Consider the following 15,389-nt stretch of genomic DNA (forward strand, 5'->3'; position numbering starts at 1 on the left):
GTGTTATCGAACGACTGCGTGATCAGGCAGCAGGGTTGGACAGCGGGCGCCCGATCAAGAATTCGAGAGTTCGGTAGGCATCGGTCCGGCGGCCGTTGCTCGCATTGTCGTGGTACGCGGCACCGGCGACGACAACGCCGACCGGAATGCGACCCGACTCGATGTCGCGCGCCGTTTGCTCCGCGCAATTACGCAGCACCGGGCAGTCGGCACACAAACGCCATGCCTTTTCTGCGCGCTTGCGTCCATGGCGGGGAAGTTGCTGCGAGTCATAGGCATCCATGTCGTCGATGCACGCACCCTTGAGGCGCCAGACCTGGTCATCTGTCATCGTCGTGATCCGTTTCGCGTCGTGCCGATCGTTCCACGTCCTTTGTTCCCCGTCTCGGCAAACTCGAAACACCCAAATGCCTTGCGCCGCCGCAGGCTCGCGGGGTCAGGCAGGACGACGAGCGGCAAACCGAGATGCCACGGCCGCGGCCGCGATGGTCACCAGGGCTCCGAGTACGATGGCAGGGCCCTCACCGGGAGCCAGGACGCCGCTCTGCGCGCCGAGTGTCACGGCTGAAACCGGAACGCCGAGTTGGGCTGCCGCGAGTATCCCGAGTCCGACGGGTTGGCCGGTCAGGCGCATGGTGCCGTGCACCGCGATGGCACCGAACCCCAATGCGAGCCCCAGCACGATCATGTCCGGATGGTCGCCGAGGGCGCGCAAGTCCAGTGACGCACCGAGCCAGACGAAATACAGCGGTCCCAGAAATCCCTCGGTGATGGCGAAGAGTTGTTTCGCCAAGCGTCGCGGTTCTCCGATGGCGGCGATCGCCAGACCGAAGCCGAAGCCAGCCAGCATCACAGATGCGTGAGTGTGGACGGCGAGGGCCGCGAGGCCGAACAACAGAACCAGGTTGAGTCGCAGTTCGATCGCGAGCTTGCGCTGGGCAGAGACGTGGTGGATTCGGCGGCGCAGTCCCGTGATGTCGAAGTGTCGCAGAACAACGAAGATCAGGGCGGCAACGGCGATGACCGTTGCAGATCCGAGGGCGGCGGGAAGGGCGCGCGGTGGATCGATCACGAGGGGCAGCACGACGATGCAGACTGCGTCCGCGAGCGCGATCTGCGGCAGGAGGGCCATCAGTCCGGGTGTCGTCGTGGAGCTGGATTGGACGATCGGCATGATGACCGCGGCCGAGGACGATGCCATCAACACCGCATAAAGGCCGAGGTGAGGCGGATCGAACGCAGCGGAGACTGCCCAGCCGACCATAGTGGCCAGCAGCCCGACGGCCACAGCCCGCGCAGCGCCTGTTCTGAGGCCGACCCGCAGCCGCGGGTCGCGAATCGGTACCTGACTGCCGGCCACGAACATGACGAGCGCAAACCCCACCTGCGCCAGGAAGCTCAGCGTCTGCTCACTCGGATCGATGAGGCCGAAGCCTGTGTAGCCGATGGCAATTCCGGCAGCGAGCTCACCGATGACAACGGGTATCCGGAGCCCGCGGGGAAGTGCCAGCAGTGGGCCGAACAATCCCACCGCGGCACACAGGGCGAGCGTCTCGAAGGTCATGCGACCGCCATGGCGTCAGGCAGAGTTCAACGTCAGGCGTCGACTCGACGGCAGGGCCGACGCAACGAGATCGCGAGGGTGCAGCGCCCTCTGTTCGGTCATCATCACCTGGATTCGACAATGGACCACACGCAGTTGCGCAGCCAGTGGGCTGCGCATGAGCGTGCGCTCGTAGTCGGTACCGGCGGGGCCGCTTTCGGTGTCGAGATCGGTCATGTCATCGTCTCCTCGAACGTGAGTATTTCGTATCGACGACCTATAGGACGACAGTTCTGATCGTACGACGGCTCACGTGCTGGGACGTCGGCACAAATGCTCTCTTTTCGAGGACGCTCGGCACTTCTCGCGATGTCCGGCCGCGTTGCCGGAGGTCACAGCACGATGACTGCGGCACCCGCGAAACGACGTTTCCGCCCGAGTCCGGCGTTGGAATGTGTCATCGAGTGCCAACGGCGGCGAGTGATTCGGCAACGGTTCCGGCGGTGTCGATCACGGATGCACGCGGCCAGGGGCGTCGGGTACCGGCCATGGCGTCGTACACGTGCGTGGACGCATCCGACGCGCCACGTGGACGAGTCGCGATACGTTCTAGGGCAATGTGTTTCGGAACTCGGCATTCGAGCTCGACGAAATCACTGTGGGTGGTGACGGCGAGTGTCCGCGCCTGCTCCCGCGTCTGCTCGTCGTTCCACGATGCGTCGATGACGACCGAACGGCCCATCGTGACCTGCTCGTGCGCGCGATGCATCAGCTCGGTATAGGTGGCTGCTGTTCTGTCGGCGGTGTATAGCCCGCATCCGACGGCCGACGGATGCGGAGTCTGTGGGTCGAGCCCAGCGCTCTCCTTGCGCACCACATCGCTCGACAGCACCACGGCCCCGGTACGTTCCGCCAGTGCGGCTGCCACCGTGCTCTTGCCAGTACCCGGCAGGCCTCCCACCAACGTGATGGTGACCACCGACGACGCCAGGTGGTCCAGCGCGAGATGCATGTGGGCGAGCGCGTCGGTCTGTGAAGACCGATGACCCTGATGAAAGCGAAGGCACGCCACCTTGGCGCGCACGGTGGCACGGTAGGCGACGTAATGATCGATCAGCGAGCAGGGGGGACTGTCCTCGGTCGCCTCGAGGTACGACGCCACGAAGCGTCGCGCCGCATCGGGACGGCCCTGAAATTCCAGATCCATTGCCAAGCAGGCGACGTCGTCTACTCCGTCGAGAAAGCGAAGTCGGTCGTCGAAGTCGAGGCAATCCAGTATTCGGGGGCCGTCCGGAAGGCAGAAAATGTCGTCCGAGAGAAGGTCGCCGTGACCATCGACTTCGCAGCCCCGAGAAATCCGATAATCGAAGAGGGCGTCGCGGCCGGCGACGAAGCGCCAAGAAAGACGTTCGAGTCGGTCGACGAGCTCGGTGTCGAGGACGCCGACCGCGAGTCCACGCAGTTCGCGGATGTTGTTGCGCCACCGCTCGTCGAGAGCGCTCTGTCTGCCTTCATCGTCGATGCGGGTGCTTCGGTGGCTGGTTTGGTGGGCGGCTGCGATCGTACGCGCCACGAGGTCGATGACGATGCCGATATCGTCGCCGTCTGCAGCGCGGGTGGACAATCGAGTGGAATCGGGGAGGCGACGCATTTTCAGTAGCGGTTCGGCGGGCCCGCCGTCCGGGTCGGTGAGCTCGGCGATTCCGAGATAGACATCCGGTGCGAATCGAGAATTGAGCGTGAACTCCCGGTCGCATGCGGTCCATCGGGAATCGACGGTACGAAAGTCGAGAAAGTCGGTTTCGATCGGCTTCTTCATCTTGTAAGCGACATCACCGAGTAGAAAAATATAAGCACTGTGCGTTTCGTGGACTATTGCGGCACCGACGGCCGTCGGACCTGATGGATCGCACTCGACGGCTGCAGACATGGTTGATCCTTCGCATGATGTTGGGGGTTGGGCGGAACTAGCGAGCGGGCTGATCGCGCGCCTCGAGGAACCGCTGCCAGTCTCGGTCCCAGTGCCGCATTCGGGAGCGATCACCGGCAAGCGTGGTGAGCAAGACAAGGCCACCGATGACGACTGCCCCGAGAAACCATACGAACACGGCCGTGGCAGCACCGTTGACGACGGCACCGGCAGCAGTGTCGGGGGCGCGCACGAGATTCCCGTCCGCATCACGCCAGATCGGAGTCGTGGCACCGATTCGTACCGCCGAGGGTACGTCGGTCGCCCCCGAGCGCAGGGAGCCGTCCGGCGCGCTCCACTGCACGGTCGCGGTACCGGCCACGGTCGTGACGCCGTCGGTATCGGACCGAGCGGATCTCGTGGCGTCGATGACACGGGCATCGACCAGAACGTACTGTGCCCGTTGCTGTTGCGACCGCAGCGACAGGTCGCTGTAGGTCACCGAACCGATGGTCGCGGCGACGGGAATCAGCAACAGAAGTGCCGCGACACCGACGACGACTGCTGTTCGTTCGATCCTGTCCGGCAGCCGCATCAGTGGATTGGAGATCCAAGGACTTCGTCGCCACCACCGGTGAACCTGTTCTGTGAACATGCCCGTCACCTGCTCCCGCCCGAAGTGCATTCGTCTTCCACGAGTCTCCAATGCCGAGATGTGGATCCGTAAGGGCACAAGGTCCCGATGCCCCGGAGGCTGTCGGCAGTACGAGGACTCAGCGCACCACGAGAATCGGACCACCCGAGCGTGCCCGGCGCGGATTGCGCGATGTAGGGCCATTCGTCGACAAGCCTGTTACCGAAGGCCCTCTGTCGTCGCTGCCGGCTTCGCAGGTCGTCCATGTTCCCTCGTCCCTGAATCAGCCTGTGCAACAGGGACCTTGTGCCCTAGTTCGCGGCGGGTGCTACGGCCAAGCTGGACCGATGATATCGACAACGCGAGTGGCCACCGAACGCAATCGACGATGGCCGTGGCTCGGTGCTGTCTGTGGAGGCGTCTCGATCAACGCGTTCGGTGCTGCGGTCGGGTTGGTCTCGGGTGCAATCGATCTGAGTCCCGACATACAGGCGAAGTTGCCCATGTCGAGCACCGTGCTCGCCGGACTCGCGCTGGTGTTGGTCGTCGGCATTCCTATGGGGCTTGCTGCGGTGTCTGCTTTCGCGGGCGGCGGAAGGTCGGGTCCGATGGCTCACATCGCCGGCGTACTCCTCGTGGCATGGATCGTGGTGCAACCGGCCGTGACCGGTGAGACGAGTTGGCTGCAGGGATCATTCGGTGTGCTGGGGCTTGTCGTTGCTCTCCGCGGATGGCGGATGACGATTGCCGCGGGCAGGTCCGCGAATCTCGTATCGGCCGACGCGTGAGGATGCTCGTCTGCACCGCTGGTCGCCACGGAGCGACGGACACGCTGGGTCAGGAAATGGCTCGAGTCCTCGAGCACGGTGGCGTCGATGTCGACGTACGTACACCGGAGTCCGTGACCCGTGTAAACGGCTACGACGCGGTGGTCATCGGAAGTGCCGTCTACTCCGATCGCTGGCTTCCGGTCGCCAACGCGCTGGTCGAAAGGATATCGAGGTCTGCGCATCCGCCCGTGTGGCTGTTCTCCTGTGGACCGCTGCACTCGAGCGACAGGCCGGTCAACGTCACCTCTGATGCGGCGCACGCAACAACGGTGTTGCATGCCACCGCGCACCGAACGTTTCCCGGAAAGCTCGATCCCGAACGGCTTTCGGTGGGGGAGCGTCAGATCTTCGACAACTCCGGTGCGGTGGCGGGAGACTTCCGAGACTGGGTACTCGTGTGCAACTGGGCACGAGAGATCCTTGCCTGTCTCACGGCTGGGAGACCGGGCTTGTGACCTTCTGGGACTTGCCTGCACCGACACGCTGGGCTGACGGGCAGACGTGTTCGTGTATCTCTGCCGCCAACTGCGCCACCGATTCGGTCAAGACGGTATTGGTCTCGATCATGTCCTGGAGGAGGGCGGTGTTCGAAAGCGTGTGTACGGCAACCTCACTGCTCACCGAGTCTGCGCGTTTCGCCGAGATCAGCAGAATCGCTCCCTGAAGTCCCGCGATCATCGACAGGAACAGGTTGAGCAAGATGAAGGGGTACGGGTCGAATCCGTCGCTCCGGTTGTAGGCGGCCCACAGCGTCATCACGCCCAGGAACAGAAAGACGAAGGGCCAGGAACCCATTCTGTTTCGGACGTAGTCCGCCGCTCGCTCACCGTTGGTCAGTGCATCACCGGTTCGGACGCCCGGGTGTTTTCTCCACAGGTTCATCGCTCGCAGGTCTTCGATCGGGAGTGTGCAGCAGAATCCATGACGCCGAGTGTGGTCCACATCGTCGACGAGCGTCAGGGACGAAAGCCACTGTTCTCCGTGCCTTTCGACTCCTGACCCGGCGTTTCAGGATACGTCCCGAACCGGCGGTGACTTCCGGCCCTACATGCCGATCGCGGGAGCGCCGACCATCGACAGTGTGCATTGCTCGATGGTCGAGAACGGCATTGGTTTCGATAGTTGGAGGTAGTCCACGATGAAAGCTGCTGTTGTCACCGAGTTCGGCGGACCCCTGGTCGTCAAGGACATCCCTATCCCCGAACCCGCGCCCGAGCAGGTGCTGGTGAAGATGGAGACGTGCGGGGTTTGCCACACCGATATTCATGCTGCGCAGGGGGATTGGCCGGCCAAGCCGACCTTGCCGTTCGTTCCCGGACACGAAGGCGTCGGGGTGATCGAGGCGGTCGGGTCGCTGGTGTCGAAGGATCGAATCGGTGAGCGGGTCGCGATCGCGTGGCTCGGTTCGGCGTGCGGCGAATGCGATCACTGTGTGTCCGGTTGGGAGACACTGTGCGAGAAGCAGCAGAACAGCGGCTACTCGATAGACGGCGCGTACGCCGAATATGCTGTGGCGCATGCAAAATACGTCGTTCGAGTACCCGACGGCATCTCCTCGTTCGACGCAGCTCCACTGACCTGCGCCGGAGTGACGACGTACAAGGCCGTCAAGGTCGGTGGCGTCACACCGGCGCAGCGCGTGGCCATCTTCGGCGTCGGCGGACTCGGCCACATGGCGGTGCAGTACGCCAAGATCGCGGGCGGATTCGTCACCGCCGTCGACATCGAGGACGAGAAGCTCGAACTCGCTCGTGAACTCGGAGCAGACCACACCGTCAATTCGGCGACGACCGACCCGGTGGAAGCCATCCAGGCTCTCGGTGGTGCCGACGTCGTGATCGTCCTGGCCGTGATCCCCAGCGTGTTCGATCAAGCCTTCCGGTCACTGCGCCGCGGAGGTCGGCTGGTGTGCGTGTCGTTGCCGGCCCACGGTGTGTTCCCGGTGCCGATCTTCGAGACGGTGGTCGGCGGAATTTCGGTACTCGGTTCGATCGTCGGTACCAGGAAAGATCTCCGTGAGGTGTTCGCACTGCACGAGGCCGGACGCACTACGGTGTCCGCGGTCTCGCGGAAACTCGACGAGGTCAACGACTGCTTCGAGGACCTGCTGGCCGGACGCGTCACCGCTCGTCAGGTGTTCGAGTTCTGACATCGCAGCCCGGTCCGGTTCGAGCGATGCCCACACGGTCGTCCCTGGTGCAGCTTCTCTCAGCAATCAAAACCCTCGTCGCCTGACGGGGGAACCCCACGGTAGGAGCCGAATGTCCTACGCATCGACCAACCCCTTCACCAACCGAACCGTTGCCACATTCCGCGACATCACCGACCACGAGCTGGACAACGTTGTGGTCCAGGCCCAATCCACCTTCGAGTCGTGGAAGAACGTCCCGTTCGCCGAAAGGACGCACGTCATGAAGCGAGCGGCTGTGCTGCTGCGGGACAATGCCCGCGAGTATGCTCACCTGCTCACCCTCGAAATGGGAAAGCTGTTCTCCGAGAGCCTCGGTGAGGTGGAGCTGTCCGCGTCCATTCTCGAGTACTACGCCGACAACGCCGAGACCTTTCTCGCTCCCCGCACTCTGCCGTCGGCACCGGGCGAGACCGGCAACGCGGTGGTGCACAGCGAGCCGTTGGGAATTCTGTTGGGCATCCAACCGTGGAATTTTCCCTACTACCAGCTGGCCCGCGTCGCCGGACCGAATCTGATGGCGGGCAACGTCGTCATCGTCAAACACGCCTCCATCGTTCCCCAGTCGGCCGCCGCGTTCGAGAAGCTCTTCCTCGATGCCGGTGCACCGAAAGGCCTGTACTCCAACGTCTATGCGACCAAGGAACAGATCTCGTCGTTGATCGACGATCCCCGTGTGCGCGGTGTTGCGCTCACCGGAAGCGAACAGGCCGGCGCGATCGTCGCGGCCCGGGCAGGTAAGAACCTGAAGAAATCGACGATAGAGCTCGGCGGCACCGATGCCTTGATCGTCCTCGCCGACGCAGACATCGACAAGACCGTGCAGTGGGCGCTGTGGGGACGGATGAACAACGGGGGACAGTGCTGCGTGGCGTCCATGCGCATCATCGTCGAGGAGAGCGTGGCCGACGAATTCACCGCGAAGTTCCTCGACGCGATGGCCGGACTGAACGCAGGAGATCCCCTACTGGTGACGACGACCCTGCCGCCGATGTCGTCGCAGAGCGCTGCCGACAATCTCCGCGCACAGGCCAAGATCGCGCGCGAACACGGTGCCATCGTCACCGAGGTGGGCGCACCCGTTCCCTCCTCGGGTGCCTTCATGCAGCCCACCGTCATCACCGAGGTGTCCTCGGACAACCCGGTGTACGACATGGAGTTCTTCGGACCCGTCGCGCTGATCTTCCGAGCAGCCGACGCCGAGGACGCCGTCCGCATTGCCAACGACTCCAGCTACGGGCTCGGCGGCTCCATCTTCACCGCCGATATCGAACGCGGCCAGGCCCTCGCCCAGCGAATCGACACAGGCATGGTCTTCGTCAATCACCCGACCTGGACGCGGGCCGACCTTCCGTTCGGCGGCGTCAAGAAATCCGGTTACGGTCACGAACTGTCTTCGTCGGGCATCGAGGAATTCGTCAACAAGAAGCTGATCAACACCGTCCCCATCGACGCACCCGCCTGAGCGTAGGGCCGGATCGGATCACCGGTGGATTTTCCCGCGCCGCTTCGTACGCCGTAGGGTTCCCGGTGGGCAGACACGTGCTCGACCAGCGCGTGTGCCCACAACGAATCGAGCAGCGATGAATTCAGGGCACACCGGTGATTCGGATCGGGCGAACCCTGTTCCAGACCGCACCGGCTCGGAGCACCCAGGAACGAACGAGCTCGACGACGATTTCAAGGCCAGCCTGGCAGGTCTCGGACGCTTGGCGATGAGCACGATGTCGCTGCCGGAAACCCTTTCTCATGTGGCCGAATTTGCGGTGCGCGCCATTCCGGGGGCCGATGGGGCCGGTTTGGCGCTGCTGCATCCCGACCTGCCCGCGACGATCGTGGCCAGCGCAGATTTTGTTCGTGTTGTCGACGACATCCAGAACGAACTGGGCCAGGGCCCGTCCGTCACTGCAGCGGCGGAGGGAATCACCGTACGGTCGGGTTGCCTCGACGCCGATCCCCAGTGGCCAGAGTTCGGACCTCTGGTGCGCGAGTTGGGTGTGCACAGCGTCCTGTCGCTGCCGTTGACGACAAAGTCGGTGCTGCTCGGGTCTATGAACGTCTACGCGCATCGACCCGATGCCTTCGACGATCAAGCGGCCGCGCTGGGCGAGCTCTTCGCGGTTCCCGTGGCGATCACGGTGCAGAATGCGCGCGCGTTGGACAGCGCCGTGCAGTTGACAGAGCAACTCGAGAAGGCGTTGAGTACCCGAGCAGTGATCGACCAGGCCATCGGCATACTGATCAGTAAAACTGGGTGCAGCGATGTCGAGGCGTACGACACGCTGCGGTCCATCGGTCACACCGAGCACGAGAAGCTAGCGGTGGTTGCACAGTCGATGGTCGTCGAGGCAATGAAGGCAGCGCGCACGCGTCACCGGAGCACCTAGAGCGGGTGTGCGAAAGCGCGTAGCGTCATAGATGCGGGTGAATTCGAGGCTGAGAGTCCGACTCGAGCCTCGCACCAGTGCCGGACGGTGGAGTCCCACCCTGTCAGGATCCAAAGTTACCGAACAGGCGGTCGGGCCGCATGGGATTTTCGATGGAACTGCAGCCTCGTCTGCTCGCCGAATTGTCGCGATTGACCACAGCACTCGACAGCTCTACGGTCGACCTCGCTCAACTGGTCGACCGGTTGTCTGCCGACATCGACGCGGCCGTAGCGGCCGTGGTCTCTATAACCCTCACCGTGATCGTGGACGGTGAGCACTTCGAGGTCTCGGCAGCGACGGGGAACGACCAGGAGCCGGCCTCGTCGCTCAGGCTCACCCTCGCCGACCCGCGGAGCACCGGCACCGAAAAGCACCTGCTGATTCTGTCCGGCACGGCGGGCGCTCTCGTGGATTTCGCGGCCAATGTGAGCTACTCGCTGGAGCTCGGTGGCGACTCCGCAGTTCTCGACAGACACTTGGGGAGTGTCGGCGAGTCGGCATCGACGGAGCCGGGTGCCCGTGAGCTGGCTGCCGTGAGCGAGGTCAATCAGGCGATAGGGGTCCTCATCGCGGGCGGGCGCAGCGCGACCGAAGGACGTGCCCAACTGCACAGGTTGGCCGCGCAATCGAGAACGCCGACAGCCGAAGTTGCCCGGCGAACCCTGCGTGACGCGCGCGGATGGTTTCCCCCGAAGGGCTCATGACCGACGGAGCTCACCGGAATCGATGCGCAATGACGCTGCGCGGCAACTGCAGTGGGCTAGGATAAGCCACGAGAACTCGATTTCCGTCCGGGTCGCAACCGTCGACATAGCTGACCCCGTCGGCTGTGTGAATGTAAGTGGCCGGATAGTGCTTGCGCAGCCGAATCCCGATCTCGTTGAGTGACTGTGCGCGTTGCGCCGACCACATGATCTCACTGACTCCCAGAGCGATCACCGGTTTCGGTACCGACAGAGGGTCTGCGTGAAGGTAGATCTGAAAGCCGTTGCGAGCCAGCAGTAACGCTGCATCCGTTTCTCTGATGGAGACAGTGAACTCGAACACCGAGCAGTAGAAGTCGATCGACCGGTCGAGGTCCCGCACTCTGATCAGCGCCGACGCCACAGCCACCGTCGCGATATGCGAGGGTGCGGGCACGGCGGCCGCGCTAGTGATGATCCCTCGAATGAACGACGAGAACCGGACACCATGCGTGTTCGGTGCACTGGGAACTGACCGATCCCAAGAGCAGACCGACGAAGCCTCCATGGCCTCGGCTTCCGACGACGAGCATCTCGGCTTCGGTACTGGCCTCGATCAGTACCTGCGACGGAATCCCCCGTGTGATTATCTCTTCGAGGTCGACCGGTAGATCGTCTCCGAACGCGGCCTCGATCGAGTTGTGTAGAAATTGCCGGGCGTCGTCATCGGGGTGGATGTCGCCGATTGCTCCGGCTCCCAGATAGGACGGGTACTGCCACGCGGCCACTGCGTCGATCCCCCAATTCGACGCATCGGCGATGGGGCGTGCGCGCTTCAGGGCGAGTATCGAGCATGGGGAGCCGTCTACCCCCACCACTATTCGACCCGAGGTCGGTTTGCTGTTCGTCATGAATTTCTGCTTCCGCGCATTGATGATCTTGGCATGACTACTTCCAAAGAGGCTGAGGGATAAAGGGATCGATGCTCGGGACTGTCAAAGGGTGCTAGGGGTGGAGGCAGCCAAGGCGGCGCAGATGGCACCCGCCCACTCGTCGACCTCGGCGCGTGACCTGTCGTCTCCGTCGCCGGCCTCGATCATCCGAACCACCACTCGCTCGAACCTCGACAGCGTCGACCGATCCAACTTGCCGCCGAACACCTTGTGCTCGATCGCCCAGGACGCCTCACTCCATTTGGATTTCGTCTTGGGCTGCAGGCCGGCACCGATGGGACCACTCGAGAACAGCCACACCGGCCTGGTCTCGAGTTCGGCTTGCTCACGGGCAACCAAGGATCGGGCATCGCCGAGCCAACGGCCCAGGTAGACACCACTTCCAATGACTACGGCGTCGTACTCGGCGATGCTGTCCACATCGGCGGCGTCACGGACATCGACTGTCGCCGATACCGCGGAGCTCGCCAGCCGCTTGGTGATCGACGAACCCAGCCATTGCCCGAGTTCACGGGTGGAACCATGACGGCTTGCCGTCGCGATCAGGATGCGCATGATGGCCTTTCTTTCTCGAGTTTCCAGGGACCGGTCATGGTGTGCGATGTCGCCCGGATGCGCGTTCTGACACCAGACTGCCGGGCTGAAGCGTCGGACAACAGGGACTTAGGACCCAGACCGGTCGCCGAACTGCTCGACATGGCCAAGGCTCCCATCGAGGTATTCGGTGCCATTACCAGTGATTCGCGCGAGTCGGCGACCGGGCGACGGGACGACGGTGACCGGGCAATGCGCGCGTGCCAGCAACGACCGGCTGGTCGAGCCAAGCATCATCTCTCCGTAGCCGCCGCGCCCGTGACTTCCGATCACGAGTAGTTGAGCGCCCTGTGCATGATCGAGGAGTGCCTGCACCGGCCGGTCTTTGACCACCACGGTTCGCACTGGCACCGTCGGGTACCGAACTGTCTGCGGCCCGAGCATGTGGGCCAGCTGACCGGCGGCAGCCGGACGATTCTCCGGCCATTCCAGTCCTCGGATCGGGAATCCGATCGACAGATCCGCGTCGGACCAGGAGTGCACCGCGGTCAGCGGGGCCGATCGCACATCGGCCTCCTCGAATGCCAGCTCCACCGCCGCCGCGCTCGCCGTCGTTCCGTCCACCCCGACGACCACCGGATGACTCGAGTGGTCGACGCCGTCGCCGGACCAGCCACGCACCACCGTGACAGGGCATCGAGCATGGGTTGTGACGGCAAAACCGATCGACCCGAGTGATCGCTGTTCGGCACCGCCGAGGCCCCGGGTGGCGATGACGACCATGCGGGAAGTGGTCGACAGGTCGAGCAGTGTCGCAACTGCCGAGCTTTCGGACGAGACGGTTTTGGTGTCGACCGTCGCATTCTCATCGGCAGCTATCGCCGCTGCCTCGTCGAGTATTTTTCTGATCTCGGAATTCGATTGCTCGACAACGGGTTCCGGGAGTACGCCCACCCCGGTCAGGGCCTTCGGTAACGACATCGCCGAGACGAGAACCAGATCGGACATGTGCAAGTGCGCGTCGAGAACTGCCCAGCGCACCGCATCCAAGGCTGCAGCTGATCCGTCGACTCCGACGACGGTCGGTAGTGAACCCATCGTGTGACCTCCTCGGTCGTGGTGTCGGAACATTCATCAGACGCCTCGCACGGCCTCGGGCGCGGCAGGAGAAGAACACCGGCACAGAGGACTTCGGTCACCTGTTTCGGTGACGAAAGGTCAGGCTGCCCGTGCCTACGACCCGTAGGCTCGGGAGTCGAGGCGCCCACCGTGGACGCAGGTGAGGGGTGTCGCCGTGGTCACGGTGTTCTTGGTAGACGATCACGAGATCGTGCGGCGCGGTCTGATCGACCTCATCGACTCCGATCCTGACCTCGAGGTCATCGGTGAGGCGGGCAGTTGTGCGCAGGCGCTGGCCCGTATCCCGGCCTTGCAGCCGGACGTTGCCGTGCTCGACGTGCGCCTGCCGGACGGCAACGGCATCGAACTGTGCCGCGAACTTCTCGATCGCCTGCCGAACCTCAAGACCATGATGCTGACCTCGTTCACCGAGGACCAGGCCATGCTCGACGCGATACTCGCGGGCGCGAGCGGCTATGTCGTCAAGGACATCACCGGCATGGAACTGACCCGAGCGATAAAGGACGTCGGTTCCGGACGGTCGCTGCTCGACAATCGTGCGGCCGCGGCGTTGATGGACAAACTGAGGGCCGGAACGGCGACCCCCGGACCGATCGATCATCTGACCAGTCAGGAGAGGACACTGCTGGATCTGCTGGGTGAAGGCCTGACCAACAGGCAGATCGCGGCCAGGATGTTCCTGGCGGAGAAGACGGTGAAGAACTACGTCTCGCGGCTGCTCGCCAAGCTCGGGATGGAAAGGCGTACTCAGGCTGCGGTGTACGCGTCGAAGCTCGCCGATACAACTCCGGCGACCGGGCAACAACAGGGGTCGCGGGATGGATGATCCGCAGGAGAACAGTGGATCGTCCCTACCGCAACTGAGACTCGGCGAGCTGTTGGCCGAGGTTCAGGTCCGGATAGGCCGGATCGCCGATGCCAGGATTCAAGCCGATGGACTGCTCGACGCCATGCTCGTCATCACGTCCGGCCTCGATCTGGAAGTGACGTTGCGCTCGATCGTGGAATCGGCCGTCGAACTCGTCGACGCTCGGTACGGTGCGCTCGGAGTGCGGGGCGACGGTCATGGATTGAGTGCGTTCATCAATCACGGCATGGACGAGGATACCCGCGTCGCGATCGGCCCGCTTCCTACCGGCCGCGGGGTGCTCGGGCTGCTGATCGACGAGCCGAGAGTGCTCCGCCTGAAGGACCTATCTGCGCACCCCGAGTCGGTGGGGTTCCCGCCGCATCATCCGCCGATGAAAACATTTCTGGGCGTGCCGATTCGGGTTCGTGACGAGATTTTCGGCAACCTCTACCTCACCGAGAAGACGAACGGTAAGCAGTTCACCGAGGACGACGAGGTCGTCACGAAGGCTCTGGCGTCGGCGGCCGGTATCGCCATCGAGAATTCCCGACTGTACGAGGACTCGCGTGTACGTCAGGCGTGGATGGAGGCAACTCGGGACATCGGCACCGAGCTCCTCGCCGGGACTGATATCGACGAGGTGCTGCAGATGGTGTCTCGTAAGGCGTTGCATCTGACCGATTCCGACGCGGCGTTCATTGCGGTTCCCGAGGACGTCGACCAGACGTTCGAAGAGGTCACGCACCTCGTCGTCACGGTCAGCGAGGGGCTCGGGTCCGATCTGATGGTGGGCGCGGTCATTCCGATCGAGGGTTCGAGCTCAGGAATGGCGTTTCGACGCCGAACACCCCTGCGTAAAAAGCGACTCCAATACGGAACGAAGAAGTTGGGCTCTGATTTCGGGCCCGCACTGATTTCACCTTTCCGCGTTGCCGAGGGCGTCAGTGGTGTCTTGGTGGTGCTGCGCACCGAGGGGCGGGAAACGTTCGACGATGCCCAACTCGAGCTGGTCTCGAGCTTCGCGAATCAAGCGGCACTGGTGATGCAGATCGCCGACGCCAGCCGTCGGGTGCAGGAACTCGAAGTGTTGTCCGACCGAGACCGCATCGCCCGCGACCTGCACGACCACGTGATTCAACGAATCTTCGCTGCCGGCTTGGCTTTACAGAGCACCTTGCAGCGCACCGAATCCGAGGACATCAGGCAGCGGTTGTCGCGAACGATCGACGATCTGCAGGACACTGTGCAGGACATTCGGACGACGATCTTCGACCTGCAGAGCACATCTCACTCGGCAACACGGTTGCGCCAACGCGTCAACAGTGCGGTACTCGAACTCACCGAGAACGTCGATATCCGTGCCGTCGTGCGGATGTTCGGACCCCTGTCGGTCGTCGACACCAAGCTCGCCGATCATGCCGTTGCCGTCGTCCGCGAGACGGTCAGCAACGTTGTTCATCACGCTCGGGGCGACACTGTGACCGTTGCTTTGTCGGTGGGCGACGACATGCAGATCGTCGTGTCGGACAACGGGATCGGAATGCCCGAGGACACCACCGCCAGCGGACTGTCCAACCTCGGTGCCCGTGCCGTCGAGTGCGGTGGATCGATGAACATCGGCCCCGGCCCTTCCGGCAGCGGCACCGAGGTGACCTGGTCGGTACCGCTGCCCTGACAGGTGCAGTCGTTGGTCACC

Annotated in this window: 18 protein-coding genes; 8 read left to right on the forward strand and 10 right to left on the reverse strand. The window is 63.5% G+C overall.

What is annotated here, in order from left to right; genetic code table 11:
* Positions 1-22 precede the first annotated feature (22 nt).
* From QM797_RS06290 to QM797_RS06310, 5 genes are all read right to left on the reverse strand, one after another.
* Positions 23-331 carry a WhiB family transcriptional regulator gene (locus tag QM797_RS06290; RefSeq protein ID WP_032405493.1) on the reverse strand — a complete coding sequence of 103 codons (309 nt, stop codon included), beginning with the start codon at positions 329-331 and terminating at the stop codon, positions 23-25.
* Between the two features lie 105 nt (positions 332-436).
* Complete coding sequence (locus QM797_RS06295; RefSeq protein WP_283274349.1) at positions 437-1,564, reverse strand: cation:proton antiporter; 1,128 nt, start codon at positions 1,562-1,564, stop codon at positions 437-439.
* Between the two features lie 15 nt (positions 1,565-1,579).
* On the reverse strand, positions 1,580-1,780 hold the full coding sequence (locus QM797_RS06300; protein WP_283274350.1) for a hypothetical protein: 201 nt from the start codon (positions 1,778-1,780) through the stop codon (positions 1,580-1,582).
* A 220-nt stretch (positions 1,781-2,000) separates the two neighbouring features.
* Complete coding sequence (locus QM797_RS06305; RefSeq protein WP_283274351.1) at positions 2,001-3,473, reverse strand: bifunctional aminoglycoside phosphotransferase/ATP-binding protein; 1,473 nt, start codon at positions 3,471-3,473, stop codon at positions 2,001-2,003.
* A gap of 37 nt (positions 3,474-3,510) precedes the next feature.
* Positions 3,511-4,290: an Rv1733c family protein gene (locus tag QM797_RS06310; RefSeq protein ID WP_502942269.1), complete on the reverse strand. Its 780-nt coding sequence runs from the start codon at positions 4,288-4,290 to the stop codon at positions 3,511-3,513.
* Positions 4,291-4,433: 143 nt separating this feature from the next.
* Here QM797_RS06310 and QM797_RS06315 point away from each other — a divergent pair, with 143 nt between their 5' ends.
* Both QM797_RS06315 and QM797_RS06320 read left to right on the forward strand, forming a co-directional pair.
* Positions 4,434-4,874: a hypothetical protein gene (locus QM797_RS06315; protein ID WP_283274354.1), complete on the forward strand. Its 441-nt coding sequence runs from the start codon at positions 4,434-4,436 to the stop codon at positions 4,872-4,874.
* 2 nt (positions 4,875-4,876) lie between these two features.
* Positions 4,877-5,371 carry a flavodoxin domain-containing protein gene (locus tag QM797_RS06320; protein WP_283275299.1) on the forward strand — a complete coding sequence of 165 codons (495 nt, stop codon included), beginning with the start codon at positions 4,877-4,879 and terminating at the stop codon, positions 5,369-5,371.
* Here QM797_RS06320 and QM797_RS06325 read toward each other — a convergent pair.
* Positions 5,346-5,798, reverse strand: coding sequence for a DUF1003 domain-containing protein (locus QM797_RS06325; RefSeq protein ID WP_283274355.1), 453 nt, complete (start codon positions 5,796-5,798; stop codon positions 5,346-5,348). The genes QM797_RS06320 and QM797_RS06325 overlap by 26 nt on opposite strands.
* 256 nt (positions 5,799-6,054) lie before the next feature.
* On the opposite strand from QM797_RS06325, the gene adhP reads away from it, so the two are divergent.
* The 4 genes from adhP to QM797_RS06345 all read left to right on the forward strand — a co-directional run bounded on the left by adhP (position 6,055) and on the right by QM797_RS06345 (position 10,237).
* On the forward strand, positions 6,055-7,065 hold the full coding sequence (gene adhP, locus QM797_RS06330; protein ID WP_283274356.1) for an alcohol dehydrogenase AdhP: 1,011 nt from the start codon (positions 6,055-6,057) through the stop codon (positions 7,063-7,065).
* Between the two features lie 112 nt (positions 7,066-7,177).
* Entirely contained in the window at positions 7,178-8,569 is a 1,392-nt protein-coding gene (locus QM797_RS06335; protein ID WP_283274357.1) for an NAD-dependent succinate-semialdehyde dehydrogenase, read from the forward strand.
* A gap of 118 nt (positions 8,570-8,687) precedes the next feature.
* Positions 8,688-9,491: a GAF and ANTAR domain-containing protein gene (locus QM797_RS06340; protein ID WP_283274358.1), complete on the forward strand. Its 804-nt coding sequence runs from the start codon at positions 8,688-8,690 to the stop codon at positions 9,489-9,491.
* A 152-nt stretch (positions 9,492-9,643) separates the two neighbouring features.
* Entirely contained in the window at positions 9,644-10,237 is a 594-nt protein-coding gene (locus tag QM797_RS06345; RefSeq protein WP_283274359.1) for a hypothetical protein, read from the forward strand.
* A 10-nt stretch (positions 10,238-10,247) separates the two neighbouring features.
* On the opposite strand, the gene QM797_RS06350 is transcribed toward QM797_RS06345, so the two are convergent.
* The 4 genes from QM797_RS06350 to QM797_RS06365 form a co-directional block, all read right to left on the reverse strand.
* Positions 10,248-10,673, reverse strand: a complete 426-nt coding sequence (locus tag QM797_RS06350; protein WP_283274360.1) for a VOC family protein — start codon at positions 10,671-10,673, stop codon at positions 10,248-10,250.
* 10 nt (positions 10,674-10,683) lie between these two features.
* Positions 10,684-11,127 (reverse strand): universal stress protein, encoded by a 444-nt coding sequence (locus tag QM797_RS06355; RefSeq protein ID WP_283274361.1) that lies wholly within the window; start codon positions 11,125-11,127, stop codon positions 10,684-10,686.
* An 84-nt stretch (positions 11,128-11,211) separates the two neighbouring features.
* Positions 11,212-11,724, reverse strand: coding sequence for a flavodoxin domain-containing protein (locus tag QM797_RS06360; protein ID WP_283274362.1), 513 nt, complete (start codon positions 11,722-11,724; stop codon positions 11,212-11,214).
* Positions 11,725-11,832: 108 nt separating this feature from the next.
* Complete coding sequence (locus QM797_RS06365) at positions 11,833-12,801, reverse strand: universal stress protein (RefSeq protein WP_283274363.1); 969 nt, start codon at positions 12,799-12,801, stop codon at positions 11,833-11,835.
* A gap of 196 nt (positions 12,802-12,997) precedes the next feature.
* Between QM797_RS06365 and QM797_RS06370 the strand changes: the two genes are divergently transcribed.
* Both QM797_RS06370 and QM797_RS06375 read left to right on the forward strand, forming a co-directional pair.
* Positions 12,998-13,669 (forward strand): response regulator, encoded by a 672-nt coding sequence (locus QM797_RS06370; protein WP_283275300.1) that lies wholly within the window; start codon positions 12,998-13,000, stop codon positions 13,667-13,669.
* Entirely contained in the window at positions 13,662-15,368 is a 1,707-nt protein-coding gene (locus QM797_RS06375; protein WP_283274364.1) for a sensor histidine kinase, read from the forward strand. The genes QM797_RS06370 and QM797_RS06375 overlap by 8 nt, the downstream gene beginning before the upstream one ends.
* Positions 15,369-15,389: the final 21 nt, after the last annotated feature.

This window comes from Rhodococcus sp. IEGM 1381 (genome assembly GCF_030056795.1).
In the GTDB taxonomy this organism is placed as follows: domain Bacteria; phylum Actinomycetota; class Actinomycetes; order Mycobacteriales; family Mycobacteriaceae; genus Rhodococcoides.